Annotated in this window: 14 protein-coding genes; 4 read left to right on the top strand and 10 right to left on the bottom strand. The window is 72.9% G+C overall.

The genetic code is table 11. The features are described 5' to 3' along the window. Positions 1–783: a cobalt ECF transporter T component CbiQ gene (gene cbiQ, locus O2V61_RS15785; protein WP_269184208.1), complete on the top strand. Its 783-nt coding sequence runs from the start codon at positions 1–3 to the stop codon at positions 781–783. Further along, on the top strand, positions 780–1,529 hold the full coding sequence (locus tag O2V61_RS15780) for an energy-coupling factor ABC transporter ATP-binding protein (protein ID WP_269184207.1): 750 nt from the start codon (positions 780–782) through the stop codon (positions 1,527–1,529). The genes cbiQ and O2V61_RS15780 overlap by 4 nt, the downstream gene beginning before the upstream one ends. Positions 1,530–1,711: 182 nt before the next feature. Here the strand turns inward: O2V61_RS15780 and ftsY are convergent, their stop codons facing one another. Then, positions 1,712–2,920 (bottom strand): signal recognition particle-docking protein FtsY, encoded by a 1,209-nt coding sequence (gene ftsY / locus O2V61_RS15775; protein ID WP_269184206.1) that lies wholly within the window; start codon positions 2,918–2,920, stop codon positions 1,712–1,714. A gap of 39 nt (positions 2,921–2,959) precedes the next feature. On the opposite strand from ftsY, the gene O2V61_RS15770 reads away from it, so the two are divergent. Then, positions 2,960–4,621 (top strand): alkaline phosphatase D family protein, encoded by a 1,662-nt coding sequence (locus O2V61_RS15770; protein ID WP_269184205.1) that lies wholly within the window; start codon positions 2,960–2,962, stop codon positions 4,619–4,621. Positions 4,622–4,687: 66 nt separating this feature from the next. Here O2V61_RS15770 and O2V61_RS15765 read toward each other — a convergent pair whose 3' ends face one another. Together O2V61_RS15765 and O2V61_RS15760 are read right to left on the bottom strand one after the other, a co-directional pair. Further along, positions 4,688–7,975, bottom strand: coding sequence for a P-loop NTPase (locus O2V61_RS15765; RefSeq protein WP_269184204.1), 3,288 nt, complete (start codon positions 7,973–7,975; stop codon positions 4,688–4,690). Positions 7,976–8,097: 122 nt separating this feature from the next. Then, positions 8,098–8,814: a hypothetical protein gene (locus tag O2V61_RS15760; RefSeq protein ID WP_269184203.1), complete on the bottom strand. Its 717-nt coding sequence runs from the start codon at positions 8,812–8,814 to the stop codon at positions 8,098–8,100. A gap of 223 nt (positions 8,815–9,037) precedes the next feature. Between O2V61_RS15760 and O2V61_RS15755 the strand changes: the two genes are divergently transcribed. Next, positions 9,038–9,871: an endonuclease/exonuclease/phosphatase family protein gene (locus O2V61_RS15755; protein ID WP_269184202.1), complete on the top strand. Its 834-nt coding sequence runs from the start codon at positions 9,038–9,040 to the stop codon at positions 9,869–9,871. A 21-nt stretch (positions 9,872–9,892) separates the two neighbouring features. Here the strand turns inward: O2V61_RS15755 and smc are convergent, their stop codons facing one another. The 7 genes from smc to O2V61_RS15720 all read right to left on the bottom strand — a co-directional run bounded on the left by smc (position 9,893) and on the right by O2V61_RS15720 (position 16,819). Beyond that, on the bottom strand, positions 9,893–13,459 hold the full coding sequence (gene smc, locus O2V61_RS15750) for a chromosome segregation protein SMC (protein WP_269184201.1): 3,567 nt from the start codon (positions 13,457–13,459) through the stop codon (positions 9,893–9,895). Between the two features lie 123 nt (positions 13,460–13,582). After that, positions 13,583–13,774, bottom strand: a complete 192-nt coding sequence (locus tag O2V61_RS15745; RefSeq protein WP_269184200.1) for a hypothetical protein — start codon at positions 13,772–13,774, stop codon at positions 13,583–13,585. 148 nt (positions 13,775–13,922) lie between these two features. Further along, positions 13,923–14,198, bottom strand: a complete 276-nt coding sequence (locus tag O2V61_RS15740; RefSeq protein ID WP_269184199.1) for an acylphosphatase — start codon at positions 14,196–14,198, stop codon at positions 13,923–13,925. Then, positions 14,195–15,073, bottom strand: a complete 879-nt coding sequence (mutM, locus tag O2V61_RS15735; protein ID WP_269184198.1) for a bifunctional DNA-formamidopyrimidine glycosylase/DNA-(apurinic or apyrimidinic site) lyase — start codon at positions 15,071–15,073, stop codon at positions 14,195–14,197. The genes O2V61_RS15740 and mutM overlap by 4 nt, the downstream gene beginning before the upstream one ends. Positions 15,074–15,076: 3 nt before the next feature. Then, entirely contained in the window at positions 15,077–15,895 is an 819-nt protein-coding gene (rnc, locus tag O2V61_RS15730; protein WP_269184197.1) for a ribonuclease III, read from the bottom strand. Positions 15,896–15,911: 16 nt separating this feature from the next. Continuing rightward, positions 15,912–16,091, bottom strand: a complete 180-nt coding sequence (gene rpmF, locus O2V61_RS15725; RefSeq protein WP_081975594.1) for a 50S ribosomal protein L32 — start codon at positions 16,089–16,091, stop codon at positions 15,912–15,914. A gap of 2 nt (positions 16,092–16,093) precedes the next feature. Next, complete coding sequence (locus O2V61_RS15720) at positions 16,094–16,819, bottom strand: YceD family protein (RefSeq protein ID WP_269184196.1); 726 nt, start codon at positions 16,817–16,819, stop codon at positions 16,094–16,096. Between the last annotated feature and the right edge of the window lie 12 nt (positions 16,820–16,831).

Below are 16,831 nucleotides of genomic sequence, written 5' to 3'. Positions count from 1 at the left end.
GTGGGCGCGGGACACGGTGGGGGGCTGGCCGCGGCCTACGTGCCCGGCGACAGCCCGGTGCACCGGCTGGAGCCGCACACCAAGCTGGTCGCCGTCCTCACCTTCGCCCTGGTGGTCGTGGCGACCCCGGTGCACGCCGGGTGGGCCCCGCTGGCCTACGCCGGCTTCCTGCTCCTGCTCCTGACCGTGGCGGGGGTGGCCCGGGTCCGGCCGGGCCGGCTGCTGCGGGGCCTGGTCGTCGAGGTGCCGTTCGTCCTGTTCGCCGTGCTCCTGCCGTTCGTCTCCCGTGGCCCGCGCACCGACGTGCTGGGCCTGTCGCTGTCGGAGAGCGGGCTGGCCGCCGGCGGCAGCATCCTGGCCAAGGCGACCCTGTCGGTGCTGGCCGCGACGCTGCTGGCCGCGACGACCGACGCCCGGGGCCTGCTGCGCGGGCTGGAGCGGCTGCGGCTGCCCACCGTGCTGGTGCAGATCCTCAGCTTCATGATCCGGTACACCGACGTCGTCGGCGGTGAGCTGCGCCGGATGCAGGTGGCCCGGGAGTCCCGGGGGTTCCGCGGCCGGCACCTCGGTGCGCTCAAGGTGCTCGGTCCGGCGGCCGGCTCGCTGTTCATCCGCTCCTACGAGCGCGGTGAGCGGGTGCACCTGGCGATGCTGTCCCGGGGGTACACCGGGCGGCTGCCCAGCGGACCGGTCGCGGTGGCCGGCGGGCGCGCGTGGGCGACCGCCCTCAGCCTGCCCCTGGCCGCGGTCGCCGTGCTGGCCGGGGGTTCACTGCTCGGGTGAGCACCCCCACCCCCTCGCTGCTCGTCGACGACCTGGCGTTCGCCTACCCCGACGGGCACCAGGCCCTCTACGGCGTCGACCTGCGGCTGGAGCCCGGCGAGCGGGTCGCGCTGCTCGGGCCCAACGGGGCGGGCAAGACCACGCTGGTGCTGCACCTCAACGGCATCCTCCGCGGAGGCCGCGGCCGGGTGGAGGTCGCCGGGCTGCCGGTCGAGGACCGGAACCTGCCGGAGGTGCGGCGCCGGGTGGGGATCGTCTTCCAGGACCCCGACGACCAGCTGTTCATGCCCACGGTCGGCGAGGACGTCGCCTTCGGCCCCCGCAACCTCGGCCTGCCCGAGGCCGAGGTCGCCCGACGGGTGGCCGACGCCCTGGCCGCGGTCGACATGGCCGACGCCGCCGACCGCCCGCCGCACCACCTCTCCTTCGGCCAGCGCCGGCGGGTCGCCGTCGCCACCGTGCTGTCGATGCAGCCGGAGGTCCTGGTGCTCGACGAGCCCAGCAGCAACCTCGACCCGGCCGGCCGACGGGAGCTGGCCGAGGTGCTCCAGGCGCTTCCGATCACGCTGCTGATGGTCACCCACGACCTGCCCTACGCCCTGCAGCTGTGCCCACGGTCGGTCGTGCTGGACGGCGGGGTCGTGGTCGCCGACGGCACGACCCGGGAGCTGCTGGCCGACCCGGAGCTGCTGGCCGCGCACCGCCTGGAGCTGCCCTTCGGCTTCGACCCCCGCGCGGTGAGCTGACCCCCGTCAGGCGTTCCCGACGACCACCTGGGTCGGGCCTGACGCCGCGGTCCGCTCCTCGGTCGCTGGCGCTCCCTGCGATGCTCCCGCGACGTCAGGCGTTCCCGACGACCACCTGGGTCGGGCCTGACGCCGCGGTCCGCTCCTCGGTCGCTGGCGCTCCCTGCGATGCTCCCGCGACGTCAGGCGTTCCCGACGAGGGCCTCGGCGAAGGCCTCGGGCTCGAACGGCGCCAGGTCGTCGGGCCCCTCCCCCAGTCCGATCAGCTTCACCGGGATGCCCAGCTCGCGCTGGACGGCGACGACGATGCCGCCCTTGGCGGTTCCGTCGAGCTTGGTGAGGACGACGCCCGTGACCTCGACGGCCTCGGTGAACACCCGGGCCTGCACCACCCCGTTCTGACCGGTGGTGGCGTCGAGCACGAGCAGCACCTCGTCGACCGGTCCGTGCTTCTCCACGACCCGCTTGACCTTGCCGAGCTCGTCCATCAGGCCGGACTTGGTGTGCAGCCGCCCCGCGGTGTCGACCAGGACGGCGTCCACCTCGGCCTCGGTGCCCGTGCGGACCGCCTCGAAGGCCACCGACGCCGGGTCGCCGCCCTCGCGACCGCGGACGGTGAGCACCCCGACCCGCTCGCCCCAGGTCTCCAGCTGGTCGGCGGCGGCGGCGCGGAAGGTGTCGGCGGCACCGAGGACGACGCTCTTGCCGTCGCCGACCAGCACCCGGGCGATCTTGCCGACCGTCGTCGTCTTCCCGGCGCCGTTCACGCCGACGACCAGGACCACGGCGGGGCGCCCCTCGTGCCGGGAGGTCCGCAGGGTGCGGTCCATGTCCGGGCGCAGGACGGTGGTGAGCTCCTGCACGACCAGGTCGCGCAGCTGGGTGCCCGAGGCGGTGGCCAGCACGAGGCTCTGGGTGCGCAGCCGGGACACGATCTCGGTGGTGGCGGCGACGCCCACGTCGGCCGCCAGGAGCGTCTCCTCGACCTCCTCCCAGTCGTCCTCGGTGAGCTTCTCCCGGGACAGCACGGTGAGCAGACCCCGGCCCAGCGAGGACTGGGAGCGGGCCAGCCGTGAGCGCAACCGGACCAGCCGACCGGCCGAGGGCGGTGGGGTCTCGAAGACCAGGCCGGGCTCCGGCTCCGCCGGCGGCAGGTCGACGAGCGACGGCTCGGCCTCGATCGGCGCGGGGGCGGCCGGTGGCCCGGTGTACTGGTCCGCTGCGGTGGCGCCCGACGTCGGGTCCGGGGCGATCGGCGGGCGGGTGAGCGTGGTGCCCCGCGCGGCGTCGGAGTCGAGCCGAGTGGTGCGCCGGCCACGGCCGACGAGCAGACCGATCCCGGCGATCAGGGCGACGACGAGGATCGCGATCGCGATCAGCACGAACTCCATGCCGACAGTCTCCCAGGATCATGGGGCAGGCTGTGCCGCATGCCCGAGACCGCCGGCACCCGACCGCTCCTGCTGCTCGGGCCGCTCCTGCGCCACGTCGACCCGGTGTCGGCCACCATCTGGGTGGAGACCGACCGCCCCTGTGACGTGACGGTGCTGGACCAGCGGGCCCGCACGTTCTGCGTCAACGGGCACCACTACGCCCTCGTCGTCGTCGAGGGCCTGGAGCCGGGCAGCACCATCCCCTACGAGGTGCACCTGGACGGCCAGCAGGTCTGGCCACCGGCGCACGCCAGCACCCCGCCGAGCCGGATCCGGACGGCCGGGCGCCCGGGGCCCTTCCGGCTGGCCTTCGGCTCGTGCCGCTACGCCACCCCCACCGCCGTCGACGTCCGTGACGCCATCCCGCCGGACGCGCTGGACAGCTACGCCCGCCGGCTGCTGGACCTGCCCGAGGACCAGTGGCCCGACGCCCTGGTCCTGCTGGGCGACCAGGTCTACGCCGACGAGGTGACCCCGGCGACGAAGGAGTGGATGGCCTCCCGCCGGGACCTGTCCCAGCCGCCGGGTGCCCAGGCCGCGGACTTCGAGGAGTACAGCCGGCTCTACGCCGAGTCCTGGGGCGACCCGGAGGTCCGGTGGCTGCTGTCGACGATCCCGTCCTCGATGGTCTTCGACGACCACGAGATGATCGACGACTGGAACACCTCGGCGGCCTGGCGTGCCGAGGTCACCCCGAGCGACTGGTGGCGGAAGCGGATCTGCGGCGGGCTGGTCAGCTACTGGGTCTACCAGCACCTGGGCAACCTCTCGCCGCAGGAGCTGGCGGAGAACGAGACCTGGCAGGCGATCCAGAAGAACGCCGACGAGTCCGACGACGCCGGCCCGATGCTGGACGAGATGGCCCGGGCCGCCGACACGGAGCCGGAGACGGTCCGCTGGAGCTACGTGCGGCACTGGGGGTCGACCCGGCTGATCATGGTCGACACCCGCGCGGGCCGCGGGCTGGCGGAGCACGACCGCAAGATCGTCGACGACTTCGAGTTCGACTGGGTCGATGCCGCGGTGCGCCGGTCGGTCGAGGACGGCGTCGAGCACCTGCTCATCGGCACCTCGCTGCCGTGGCTGCTGCCGCACTCGGTGCACGACATCGAGCGGTGGAACGAGACGCTGTCGGTCCGTCACCACGGCAACCCGCTGGGCCGGTTGATGGAGAAGCTCCGGCAGGCCGCGGACCTGGAGCACTGGGCGGCGTTCGGGCAGTCCTTCGAGCGGCTGGGCCGGACCCTGGTGGCCACGGCGCGCGGCGAGCTGGGTCACCCGCCGGCCACCGCACTGGTGCTGTCCGGCGACGTCCACCACGCCTACGCGGCCGAGCTGGTCAACCCCGGCGGCCTGGACACCCGGGTGCACCAGCTGACCGTGTCGCCGCTGCACAACCAGGCGCCGCACGCCATCGAGATCGGCTTCAAGGTGGGCTGGAGCCGATGGGCCCGGGTGCTGACCGGTGGGCTGCGCGCGCTGGCCCGGGTGGAGTCCAGCCCGCTGCAGTGGCGGAAGCAGGCCGGGCCCTTCTTCGGCAACGAGCTGGGCGAGCTGGTGCTGGAGGGCCGGGACGCCCGGTTCCTGCTCTGGGCGACCAGCCGCGACGAGGACGGCACCGAGCACTTCACCCAGGTGCTGGACACCCGGCTGTCGTAGACGCTGAGCGCCCCCCGCAGGTGCTCACCTTCCAGCGCCAGCGGGCCTCGGGCGATACCCGGGGCGTCAGATGATAGGCACGCCGGGGTCGGGCCTTTCCATGAGCTTCGAGAGCACGGGCCTGGCCTTGGCCGCCTCTTCTAAGAACACGGCATTGTGCGAAACCCGTGTACCTAGATCGAGAAGGCTCTGAATCTGCACTACCCGGTCAAGGCGCTCACCATCGTCCATCACCCGACTGGTAGTCACCCAATGAGTACCGTCTCGCGCCACTATCGCAAAAGTGTGCGGGGAGTTTTTCCCGTGTCGCTTCGCCACCTGCTCAAGTGTTGCCAGCCCTAGAACGGCGGCTTCGTGCAAACGGGCGTTCATCGACTGAGCGGCGGCAAGCTGGAGCTGGAGCGAACCCCACTCAGTGAGGACCTTGTAGTCGTCGTCGCCGCCGACGCACCCGCGCGCCTGACTGAGGTATCCCGCGGCTCGCTGAAAGTCACCGATCTCAACCTCATAGGACCCACGCTGGAGCCAGTAGTGGAGGTCCTCCTCCAGCCACTCACGTACCGAGTCGTACAGATTTCGTACGTCTGCTGCCGGAAGGCCGAGTTTCCGCATGAGATTGTGATTAAGCAGGGCAATCATCTGCCGACGATCCGGTTCCCCGGGGTCGCGGATCTCATGTGCCTGCTCCGCATAGAAGAACAGGAGGGCCCCCATTGCGGAGACCAGACCATCACCGCCGCGACCCATTGTCTCCACGACGCGATCGGCGATCGCCCGGTGCCGGCACTTCACAGCGCCCGCTACGTCCTCGTCGATGAGACGTTGGTCGATCAGCGCATCGATAGCTGTCTGCGCCTCGCGGTAGGGAGGGGCAGAGGCGAGCATCTGAACGAGATGCTCGCCTGGGATCGTCGGCGCCTTATTCACGTGACTCACGACACTGACGATGCCGTACGCATCCCTCTCCAGGCCTTGCAGCTGCTGATACTCGGACGCAACGCGCTCGTCGAAGGGCTGACCCTCGACGACCTGAATGAGGCCGGCCATCAAGTCACGCCTCGACAGCTCGTGAAAGCGCTGGACTCGCGCGGCCGCGGGGCGCACGCCTCGCAAGCTATTGAGCAAGCTATACCTAGTTAGTGCGGCGATGACCTTCCGGATGTCGTCGTCGGTCAACGGTTCGTCCTGATCGACGGTGGTGAAACTGCGGACGCCCTCGAGCGCGTACAGGGCGGTCCTCCGCGCAGAGCCGACGACGAGGACCTTCCCGTTCCTGTTGAGCAACCGCATCGTCTCCAGGCTCTCACTCCCGAACATGTCGACGTCGTCGAGCAGAACCGCGTCGACTGACAGGTCAATCGCTTCCTCGACGAGCATCTTGCGACCTTCCCCGAAGGATCGGTCCACCCATCCGACGGTTAACCCGGAGCGCACGAGGTCAGCACCGAACTGCATCAGCGTCGTCGTTTTCCCCGATCCCGACCTGCCGAGCAAGAGGACCACTTGACGCTGGCCGGGTTCCACGCTGGCGCGCGCCGCCAGCTGGGCGAGCCTAGATAGCCGGGGCGGCCGCTCAGTCGCGATGTCCTGCCACGACGGATCATGACCGCGGAGGAAATCGCCCGAGGCGACGGTGCGGTCGGTGCCCGCAGCGACCTCGCCCAGCAGTGCAGTGAGCAAGCGCATCCCCTTGGCGCGCTCACCACGAGTCCCAGCTCGCGCTAGCGCGACCCCGCCGATGGCGATCTCCTGACGATTGGGCGCGAGACGCACGGCAACGAACGTTTCGCTGGTCTCCTCGATGAGCGACACACCCATGACGTCCAGCCGCCACCGCGCCTCGGCTCCGACTTGAGGACACACCAGGTACGTTGCCGGCGCCGGTCGCGACGCGTCAGCACCCGCATCACCACGCAGATCTAGGTAGGCCCAGAGGTCGGGATCGTCCGTCGTCGCCGCCAGGACGACGACTGGCCGGGTGACGAAGTCGGCGGACAGACGTCTGTGCCAGGTGTCCCTTGGAGTCTTGCCATGGCCGGCGGACATGCTGAACGTTACGGCCTCAGGCGCGCATTGCCCCTCGCCGTTAAGGGCGATGACTTGCCGGACTCCGGGTCGTGCACTCGTGGACTCGACATGCGCGTCCGTCACGGTCACGGACTTGGCCAGCGCCGAATCCTCGTCGAGAACCCGCCGGTAGGCACTCGAACCCGTCGTGTCGTAAACGCGGGTCCACGGGGCGCTGACGAGCCGCCGCACGAGGGGACTTGACTCCTCGATGTCACTGACCTCTCGGACAGCTGCCCGCGCCCCCTGGGGGTCACGTTGACAAGAAAACCTGAGCAGGTCGCCGAGGCCTGCTCGACGATCGTCGTCGCCCACTCCTAGAAGGCGAAGCAACCTTCCTCGAAGTTCGGCGCGGTCGGACATCGCCGCTCCGCTGGGCTTGCAGAGCTGTGCCAATCCGTCGAAAACGAGCAGCGCGGCCCGGCCCGTGGCTATGTCTCTAGTGAAGCTCCGTGTGGCGTCGTCCCGAGACAGACCCCGCTCGCCGGGCGCCTCATTAGGGTTATCGGCTGCACCGTCCGCTCTTGGCTCACGTTCGAATCCACGCGATGACCGTTGCTCCTCCGATGTTCCACGGGCCGTCACCGCGCGAGCAACGTCCACCAGGCACACGACCGATGAGCCCACGGTGGCCCGCCATGTGAAGGGGTCCTGAGCCGGGACCGCCCCGTCGTCCGCGAAGAGACCGACATGATCGCCGATGGGGACTGTCCCGCTTTCGCCCGCGCCACGGGAGGCCGCCACCAGGACCACCGCGTCACGATCCCGGGCCCAAGTCCCGATGTCGTCGGTGCCTACTGCATCAGCCACCTGAGCGGGTCCGCACGTGGCGATGTCCGGCGAGGCTGGGGAGCTCAGCATCCGGAGCGCAGAGTTGACCGAAATGATCCCGACTCGCGAACCGGCGATATCCAGCGTGCAGCTCCCGTCGCCCGGCACCATGCCGCCGTGCCACCCCGGCAGTGCCGCGTGCTGGTCGGCTGACCACAGCTCGTAGAGGCCGAAGGCCGACTCGATGGCAGCCAACTCCTCCGGCGCGTCCCCTTGGAAAAGTGCACCTTCCGTGGCCGCCCACGAACCCTGCAGTGATCGCAATGCTGCACGCTTGGGGGACAGGGCCTCCCGGTCATCGGGACCAGGAATTGCCAGTGCAGGGCACTCCGGTTCGTCGGCCACGGCCAGGCGCGCCGCCTCATCGCGGATCACCGAGAGCAGGCGGTCTACCGCCTCAAACTCGACCGCTTCGGCATTGCTGGTCAGGGAGCCAACAAGCAGGACCGCTGCCAAGCCTCCTTGGGCCGTGGCAATCGTCTCTAATGCCGTCGAGCAGGCCTTTATCAGCTCGGGTCCGGCGCCCGACTCCGTCAAACCTGGGCGCATGATCACAAGCACGTGAGTGGGTTGGTGTGTCATTCGTCACCTCCGTCGACGAGGAGTGCCGTGACGAGCGTGCGGGTCACGACCAGCTCCTGGGGTTCCGGGCCGCACGTCCCGGGCGCGGTGAGGACGTTGACCGTGCGCAGATCCTCCGGCTCAACTTGGAGTCGCCCCTCCAGCCGGACCAGTGGCCGGCCACAAAGCTCGCTCACTGCCCGCTGCCCTTCAGCGGTGAGGGTGAGCGTCGCCGACTCCCGCTCCAAGGACTGGCCGATGAAGACCGCGACGCTGACTGTCAGCGCCGTTGCGGCGAGCGCCACGATGGCCAGGACACCCGCCCACCGCTGCCGGACGTCGACGAACTTCTTCTCCATAAGGGCGCGCTGCAGCACGATCGAGACGAGCTCGGACCTCGTCCGGGCGCGCGTTGTCTCATGATCGAAGGGCACCGGACTTCCGACGGCTCGGGTGTAGCCGACCGCTGACGCCAGCCACGCGGCGATCGCCAAACACGCCAGGCCCTTCACCGGCCAAGGCTCGTCTTGCAAGGATGTGACGGTCAGAGTGGCCAGTGCCCCCGCCGCGAACAGCGAGACCGCCGACTGCGCCATCTGGGCCCGGGTCCGCGCCACGGATCCGGAGCGGACTGCCTCGGGGTAATAGGCGTCGATGACCGCCGCGGCGACCGATTCGTGCAACTGTTCCATCTCAGCCGAGCGATTCATCTCCTCGCTCGAGGAACCGGTCACCCTGGCCCAGCCAGCCGCGAGTTACCCCGGCACGATCCGCGCATCGACTGCCCCCGTCTGATTCATCACCAGAGTGCACCTTGTCCATGACGAAACCATGGAGACGTCCCTTGAGAGCTTATGTGTCGTCAAAGCGGCGTCCGGGTCACGGGGCATACACGGCGTGGCCGGGCCGGCGCTCGGGGACGCCGACCGGGCGGACGACGGCAGGCCCCATACGTGGATGCACGTTGAGACGGGCACGCTGGTCGTCGTGAACATATCCGTCCCCGGTCCCAACCCAGTGTCCCGCGCGGTTCGATTGGTCACGTTCAACACCCATCACGGCGTCGGCGGCGACGGCCGGCACGACCTGGCCCGCCTCGCCCAGGTGTTGCAGGCCGCGGACGCCGACGTGATCTGCCTGCAGGAGGTCGACCGGCACTTCGGCGACCGCAGCGAGCACGCCGACCAGGCGCTGCTGCTCTCCCGCGCACTGGGGATGGAGCTGGCGTGGGGGCCCTCGATCGACGAGCCGGGCCGGGGCAGCGAGCGCCGGCAGTACGGCAACGCCGTGCTGTCCCGGCTCCCGCTGCTGGGCTCCGACCTGCACCGGCTGCCCGGGCGGGGGGAGCCGCGCACTGCGCTGCGCACCGGGGTCGAGCTGGCCGGCGGGGTGCTCTGGGTGACGACAACGCACCTGTCCAGCCGGTCGGCCGACGACCGGGCCGGGCAGGCCGCGGCGGTCGCCGAGCTGCACGCTGACCCGCGGGCGGCGGCGGTGCTGGTCGGCGACCTCAACGCCGACGCCACCGCCCCGGAGCTGGCCCCGTTGCGCGCCCACCTCCGCGACGCCTGGGAGACGGCGGCCGACCGCAGCGACCAGGCCTGGCGCTTCTCCCTGCACGCCCGCCAGGGGCTCACCCACCCGGCCCGCCGCCCGCGTATGCGGATCGACCAGGTGTGGGTGTCGGCCGGCGTGACGGTCACCGGTGCCCGGGTGCTGGACGGCGCCGGCGCCTCCGACCACCACCCCCTGCTGGTCGACCTGGAGGTGTCCACCGCGCCGGCCGCGTGACCGGGCGCGGCCCGAACCGGGTCAGGCGGGCTCGAGCTCGCGCAGCCGCTGGCTGATCACGCCGGTGATGCCGTCGCCGCGCATGCTCACGCCGTAGAGGGCGTCGGCGATCTCCATCGTCCGCTTCTGGTGGGTGATCACGATCAGCTGCGAGGTGTCGCGGAGCTGCTCGATCAGGGTGAGCAGCCGGCCCAGGTTGACGTCGTCCAGCGCCGCCTCAACCTCGTCCAGGACGTAGAACGGCGAGGGCCGGGCGCGGAAGATGGCGACCAGCAGCGCCACGGCGGTCAGTGACCGCTCGCCACCGGACAGCAGGGACAGCCGCTTGACCTTCTTGCCGGGCGGCCGGGCCTCCACCTCCACACCGGTGGTCAGCAGGTTCTCCGGGTCGGTGAGGAAGATCCGCCCCTCCCCGCCGGGGAAGAGGGTGGCGAAGACCTGCTCGAACTCCCGCTGCGTGTCGGCGAAGGCCTCGGCGAAGACCTGGTGGATGCGCGCGTCCACCTCGCGGACCACGGTGAGCAGGTCGCGGCGGGTGGCCTTGAGGTCCTCCAGCTGGGTGGCCAGGAAGGTGTGCCGCTCCTCCAGGGCCGCGAACTCCTCCAGGGCCAGCGGGTTGACCTTGCCCAGCGCGGCGAGGTCCCGCTCGGCCCGGGCGGCCCGGCGCTCCTGGGTGCTGCGGTCGTAGGGCACCGGCTGGGGCTCCGGCTCCCCCGCCGCCTCCGCCGCGGCCAGCTGCGCCTGGGTGGGGGCGACCGGCGCGGCCGGCCCGTACTCGGCGAGCAGGGTCGGCAGGTCGACGCCGTACTCCTCGGCCGCCCGGGACTCCAGCGCCTCGATCCGCAGCCGCTGCTCGGCGCGGGCCACCTCGTCGCGGTGCACCTCGTCGGTGAGCCGGTCGAGCTCCGCGGTGTGCTCCCGCACGCGGGCCCGGACCACCAGCAGCTCGGCCTCCCGACCGGTGCGCGCCTCGGCCAGGGCGTCCCGCTCGGCGGCCGCGCGGGCCAGGGAGGTCGCCAGGTGGGTCAGCGCCTCCTCCGCACCGGCCCGCACCTCCGCAGCCACCCGCGCGCCCCGCTCCCGGGCGACCCGGGCAGCGGCGGCCCGCTCGCGGGCCGCCCGCTCCTGCCGGGCCTGCCGGCGCAGCGACTCGGCGCGACCGGCCAGCGACCGGGCCCGCTCCTCGGCGGTGCGCACCGCCAGCCGGGCCTCGGTCTCGGCCTGCCGGGCAGTGCTCGCCTCGGCGCGCAGCCGGTCGCGCTCGTCGGTCGCGGGCTCCTCCTCCATCGGCGCGGCCTCGGCTGCCGCCAGCCGCTCCTCCAGCTCGACCAGCCCGGCCTCGGCCTGCTCCCGCGCCTGCTCGGCCCGCACCCGCGCGGCGTCCAGCCGCTCGGCCTCGGCCACGGCAGAGCGTGCCGCGGCACCGAGCTCGGCCAGTTCGGCGGCGGCGGCCGAACGCGCCCGGTCGCCGGCCTGCCGGGCGGTGAGCGCAGCGTCGACGTCGGCCGAGCGTGCCGCGGCGTCCTCGCGGGCCCGGGCCAGCTCCTCGGCCAGGCCGGCGGCGTGCGCGGTCGCCCGGTCCAGCTCGGCGGCGGCCTCGTCGACCCGTGCCCGCACCTCCAGCCCCGACGGCGCGTTCGCCTGGCCCCCCACCGACCAGTCGGCGCCGAGCAGGTCGCCGGTGTCGGTGACCGCCCGGACGCGGGGGTGCGTGCGCACGAGGGAGACGGCGGCCGGCAGGTCGGGGACGACCGCGACCCGCTCCAGCGCCCGGGCCAGCGCAGGGGCGAGCTCGGCGGGGGCCGCCACCAGGTCGAGGGCCCAGCGGGCGCCGTCGGGCAGCTCGGGCCAGCCGTCCCGCGAGACGGCCGGGAGCCCGCCGGTCACCAGCAGGCCCGCCCGGCCACCGTCGGTGCTCGCCAGGTGGGTGAGCACCGCGGCCGCCTGCTCGACCCCGTCGACCACGACGGCGTCGGCCAGCCCACCGAGGGCAGCGGCCAGCGCGACCTCGGCCCCGGGCTGGACGGCCAGCCGGTCGGGCACCGGACCGAGCACCCCGGGCAGCCCCGCGGCGAGCACCGCGGCGGCACCGTCGGCCGGGGCCAGACCCAGGGCCAGGGCGTCGCGGCGGGCCCGCCAGCCGGCCCGGTCCCGTTCCGCGGCCCGTTCGGCCGCGGTGAGCTCGGTGACGGCCCGGGCGGCCGCGGCGTGCGCGGTGACGGCGGCGGCGTGCTCGGCGGCCAGCCCCTCGTCGCCGCCGGCGTCCGCGCTCAGCTCGTCGCGCCGGGCGGCCAGCCGGTCGGCGGCCACCTGGGCACGGTCGGCGGCCTCGGTCGCGGCGGCGGCCAGCCGCTCGATCTCGGCCTCGCCGGCCGCGGCCCGGGACCGGCCCGCGGCCGCCTGCCCGGAGAGCCGGGCCAGCTGCTCACGCCGGTCGGCCAGCGCCCGGGCGGCGGCGACCAGCGCACGCTCGGCCCCGGCCAGCGCCGTCTCGACCTCCCCGCGCACCGCGACGGCGGTCTCCAGCCGGGCTCGTTCGGCCTCCAGGGAGGAGGCCAGCTCGCGCTCGGTGGCGTCGACCCGGTCGGCCTCGGCGTCCAGCTGGTCGGGGTCCCGGCCACCGGGCGCGGCGGCGGGGACGGCAGCTAGGTGGCGGTGCCGCTCGGCGGCGAGCTGGGCGACGCTGCGGAACCGCTCGGCGAGGGTGGACAGCCGGAACCAGCTGTCCTGGGCCGCCGCGAGCACCGGGGCGTCGGCGGCGAGCTGCCGCTCCAGCACCGACTCGCTGCCGGCGGCCTCGCCCAGCGCCGCCTCCACGGTCGCGCGCCGGGCGCGGGCGGCGGTCTCGTCGGCGATGTCGGCGTCCAGTGCGTCGCGCAGGTCGACCAGGTCGTCGGCGAGCAGCCGGAGCCGGGCGTCACGCAGGTCGGCCTGGACCCCGGCAGCGCGGCGGGCGACCTCGGCCTGGCGGCCCAGCGGCTTCAGCTGGCGGCGCAGCTCGGCGGTCAGGTCGCCGAGCCGGTCGAGGTTGGCCTGCATCGCGTCGAGCTTGCGGAGCGCCTTCTCCTTGCGCTTGCGGTGCTTCAGGACGCCCGCTGCCTCCTCGACGAAGGCCCGCCGGTCCTCCGGGCGACCGGACAGCACGGCGTCCAACTGCCCCTGGCCGACGATCACGTGCATCTCCCGGCCGATGCCGGAGTCGCTGAGCAGCTCCTGGACGTCGAGCAGTCGCACCTTGTCGCCGTTGATCTCGTACTCGCTCTCCCCGGAGCGGTACATGCGGCGGGTGATCGAGACCTCGGTGTAGTCGATCGGCAGGGCGCCGTCGGCGTTGTCGATCGTGAGCGTGACCTCGGCCCGGCCCAGCGCCGGGCGGCCGGCGGTGCCGGCGAAGATGACGTCCTCCATCTTGCCGCCGCGCAGGCTCTTGGCGCCCTGCTCGCCGAGCACCCAGGCGATGGCGTCGACGACGTTGGACTTGCCCGAGCCGTTGGGGCCGACGACGGCGGTGATCCCCGGTTCCAGGCGCAGCGTCGTCGGCGACGCGAAGGACTTGAAGCCCTTGAGCGTCAGGCTGGACAGGTGCACGGTGGAGAGACTCCCGGGGAGGTACGACAGTCCTGCTCAGCGCAGGGCAGCCCCATCCTCACCCACGACACGCCGATCGCCCCTCCCGCTGTGCACGGGAGAGGTGGGTGGGACGGAGGTGGTCTAAGCGAGGACGGGGTCGGCCGACTCGTGGGCCATGGTGAGCAGCTCGCGGGCGATCGCCGCGTCGCGCTCCTCGCGGAGGGCGGCGAGCTGCGCCTCGAGCCGGCGCACCTTCGCCCGCAGGGCGGCGTTCTCCTCGGCTGCTCGCAGCTCGTGGGGAGCGACGACGGAACCGAACAGGGCCTTGGCCATGGCTCAGCGGCCTTTCACTGCAGGAAGAGGTCCCGTCGCACCGCCGGAGGGCGGTCTGCGCGGGCTGGTGTCCTCAGGGTGACACCAGCTCCGACCTGGGTCAACGGCAGCGCGGCGACGCCACCGTGTCGGGGGGATGTCGTCTTCGTCACCTCACGGTGAAGTCGGGCACCGCCTGCACGTCCTCGTCCCGGTGTTCCACCGAGGTGACCGAACCCGGGGCCCGCGGCCCGGAGAGCTCGGCGAGCGCGGCGCGCACGTCGTCGTCCGGGCCCTCGAGGACGACCTCCACACGGCCGTCGGGCAGGTTCGTCGCCGACCCGGTCAGGCCACGCCCGGTCGCCGCCTGCCGCACGAACCAGCGGTAGCCGACGCCCTGCACCTGGCCGTCGACCAGGGCGACCACCCGGCGGGGCGCGCTCATCGGGCCGGGCGGATGCGCGGACGGGGCTGGCACTGCGGGCAGCTGTAGCTGGAGCGGTTCATGAAGGACTCCCGGCGGATCGGGGTGCCACAACGGGGGCACGGGCGGTCGAGCTGGCCGTACACGGCCAGGTGCCGGGAGAAGTAGCCGCTCTGCCCGTTGACGTCGACGTAGAGCGAGTCGAAGGAGGTGCCGCCCTGCGCCAGGCTCTCGCCGAGCACGTCCCGGACACCCTCCAGCAGGTCGCTGACCTGGGCGCGGGTGAGCTTGTCGGTCGGCCGGGCCCCGTGCAGCCGGGCCCGCCACAGCGACTCGTCTGCGTAGATGTTGCCGATCCCGCCGATCAGCGTCTGGTCCAGCAGCGCCCGCTTCACCTCGGTGTGCCGGCGACGCAGGGCCGCGCTGAAGGCGTCGACGTCGAACCCGGGGTCCAGCGGGTCGGTGGCGATGTGCGCCAGCCGCGCCGGGAGACCGTCGCCCGGGGCCTCCTCCACCGCGAGCCCCCCGAAGGTCCGCTGGTCGACGAAACGCAGCTCACGGCCGCCGTCGGTGAACCGGAACCGGGCCCGCAGGTGCACCTCGTCGGGCTCGTCGGGCTTCTCGACCAGCAGCTGCCCGCTCATGCCCAGGTGGGCGACGAGGGCGTGCCCGGACGGCGCACCGTCGGGCTCGGCCAGCGGCAGCCAGAGGTACTTGCCGCGGCGGTGGGCTGCGGTGAGCGTCCGGCCGGTGAGCGCGGCGACGAAGTGGTCGGCCCCCTCCAGGTGTCGGCGCACCGCGCGGGGGTGGTGCACCTCGACCTGGCGGATCGTCCGGCCGGCGACCCAGCGCTCCAGACCGCGGCGGACGACCTCGACCTCGGGCAGCTCCGGCACGACTCAGTCCCCGGTCGGTCCGCCGTCGGCCGACAGGGCGTGCCAGGCCGTCTCGGCGGCCTCCTGCTCGGCTGCCTTCTTCGTCCGACCGGCACCCGAACCACGCACCTCGCCGGCCAGCAGGACCGCGGCGGTGAAGGTCTTGGCGTGGTCGGGACCGTCGTCCTCGACCTCGTAGACCGGGGCGCCCAGTCCGCGGGAGGCCCCGAGCTCCTGGAGGCTGGTCTTCCAGTCCAGGCCGGCCCCACGGGTGGCCGACTCCGCCAGCAGGGGGTCGAACAGCCGGTGCACGACCGCCGAGGCGGCCTCCAGCCCCAGCCCGAGGTGGACCGCACCGATCAGCGCCTCGAGCGCGTCGGCGAGGATCGAGTCCTTCTCCCGGCCACCGGTGGCCTGCTCACCCCGGCCCAGCAGCAGGTGCGGGCCGATGCCCCCGTCGCCCAGGGACCGGGAGACGCGGGCCAGCGAGGTCATGTTGACGACCGAGGCGCGCAGCTTCGCCAGCTGGCCCTCGGGCAGGTCGGGGTGGCTGCGGTAGAGCTCGTCGGTGACCACCAGCCCGAGCACCGAGTCGCCGAGGAACTCCAGGCGCTCGTTGGTGGGCAGCCCACCGTTCTCGTAGGCGTAGGACCGGTGGGTCAGCGCCAGCCCGAGCAGGTCGCCGGGCAGCTGGAGGTCGAGCGCCCCGAGCAGCCAGCGGGCCGCCCGCTCGGCGTGTGCGGTGCCCCCTGCGGGCACACGACCACCGGCGTCCTCGGCCCTGGGCTCCCCGGGGAGGGAGCTCAGCACCGAGGACGCCGGTGTGCTGGTCGGCCGCGCCACGCTTGAGCTGCGCAGGTCAGACCGAGAGGACCTGGCGGCCGTCGTGCTGGCCGCAGGTGGGGCACGCCTGGTGCGGCGGCTTGAGCTCACGGCAGGCCGCGTTGGGGCAGGGCGCCAGGGTGGGGGCCGTGGCCTTCCACTGCGACCGGCGGGCGCGGGTGTTGCTCCGGGACATCTTCCGCTTCGGAACGGCCACGGTCAGTTCTCCTCTGGGTTGGTGCGGTTGGTGGACCCCGGCTGGGGTCCGGCCGCGCTGTCGGTCGGGTCGGCACTGTCGGCCGTCTCGGTGAACCGGGCGGCGAGCCCGGCCCATCGGGGGTCGAGCACCTCGTGGGAGTGGTCGGCAGGGAGGTCGTCGAGCCGCTCGCCGCACTCGACGCACAGGCCGGCACAGTCGGGCTGGCAGGTGGGCGACAGCGGGAGGGTCAGGACGACGGTGTCACGGACCAGCGGCGCCAGGTCGAGCCGGTCGCCGTCGATGCGGCGCACCTCGTCCTCGCCGCTGGTCGCCTCGGTGGTGCTGCCCGCGTAGGCGTAGAGCTCCTGGACGTCGAGCTCCACGGTGTCCTCGACCGGGTCGAGGCAGCGGGCGCACTGGCCGGTGACCGGGAGCTCGACCTGACCGGTGACCAGGACGCCCTCCATCACCGACTCCAGGCGGAGGTGGAGCTGGACCGGTGCGCCCTCGGGGACGCCGATCATCTCCACGCCCCAGCCGGACAAGGCCGGGAGGGTCTTCTCCCACTCGCGCATCGAGCCGGCCCGGCGGCCGAGTTCCCGGAGGTCGATCTTCCAGGCCTTCTCGGCGGCCTTCTCGGCCGGCGTGGGGAGCGGCTTGTCGACGGGGTCGCCGGCCGGGCGCCGGGCGTCGGTGGACGCAGCGCCGGAGGACGGCCCCGTGGAGCGCGCGGAGGAAGCAGGCATGTCGGTACTCGT

It is taken from the genome of Modestobacter sp. VKM Ac-2985, assembly GCF_026967925.1.
In the GTDB taxonomy this organism is placed as follows: domain Bacteria; phylum Actinomycetota; class Actinomycetes; order Mycobacteriales; family Geodermatophilaceae; genus Modestobacter.
This window is presented reverse-complemented; position numbering and strand designations above follow the sequence as displayed.

Bases quoted from the DNA above. Each gene is read 5' to 3' on its own strand.
- ftsY (WP_269184206.1), bottom strand. From the start codon at position 2,920: ATGGAGTTCGTGCTGATCGCGATCGCGATCCTCGTCGTCGCCCTGATC.
- O2V61_RS15770 (WP_269184205.1), top strand. From the start codon at position 2,960: ATGCCCGAGACCGCCGGCACCCGACCGCTCCTGCTGCTCGGGCCGCTC.
- O2V61_RS15755 (WP_269184202.1), top strand. From the start codon at position 9,038: ATGCACGTTGAGACGGGCACGCTGGTCGTCGTGAACATATCCGTCCCC.
- O2V61_RS15745 (WP_269184200.1), bottom strand. From the start codon at position 13,774: ATGGCCAAGGCCCTGTTCGGTTCCGTCGTCGCTCCCCACGAGCTGCGA.
- O2V61_RS15740 (WP_269184199.1), bottom strand. From the start codon at position 14,198: ATGAGCGCGCCCCGCCGGGTGGTCGCCCTGGTCGACGGCCAGGTGCAG.
- O2V61_RS15720 (WP_269184196.1), bottom strand. From the start codon at position 16,819: ATGCCTGCTTCCTCCGCGCGCTCCACGGGGCCGTCCTCCGGCGCTGCG.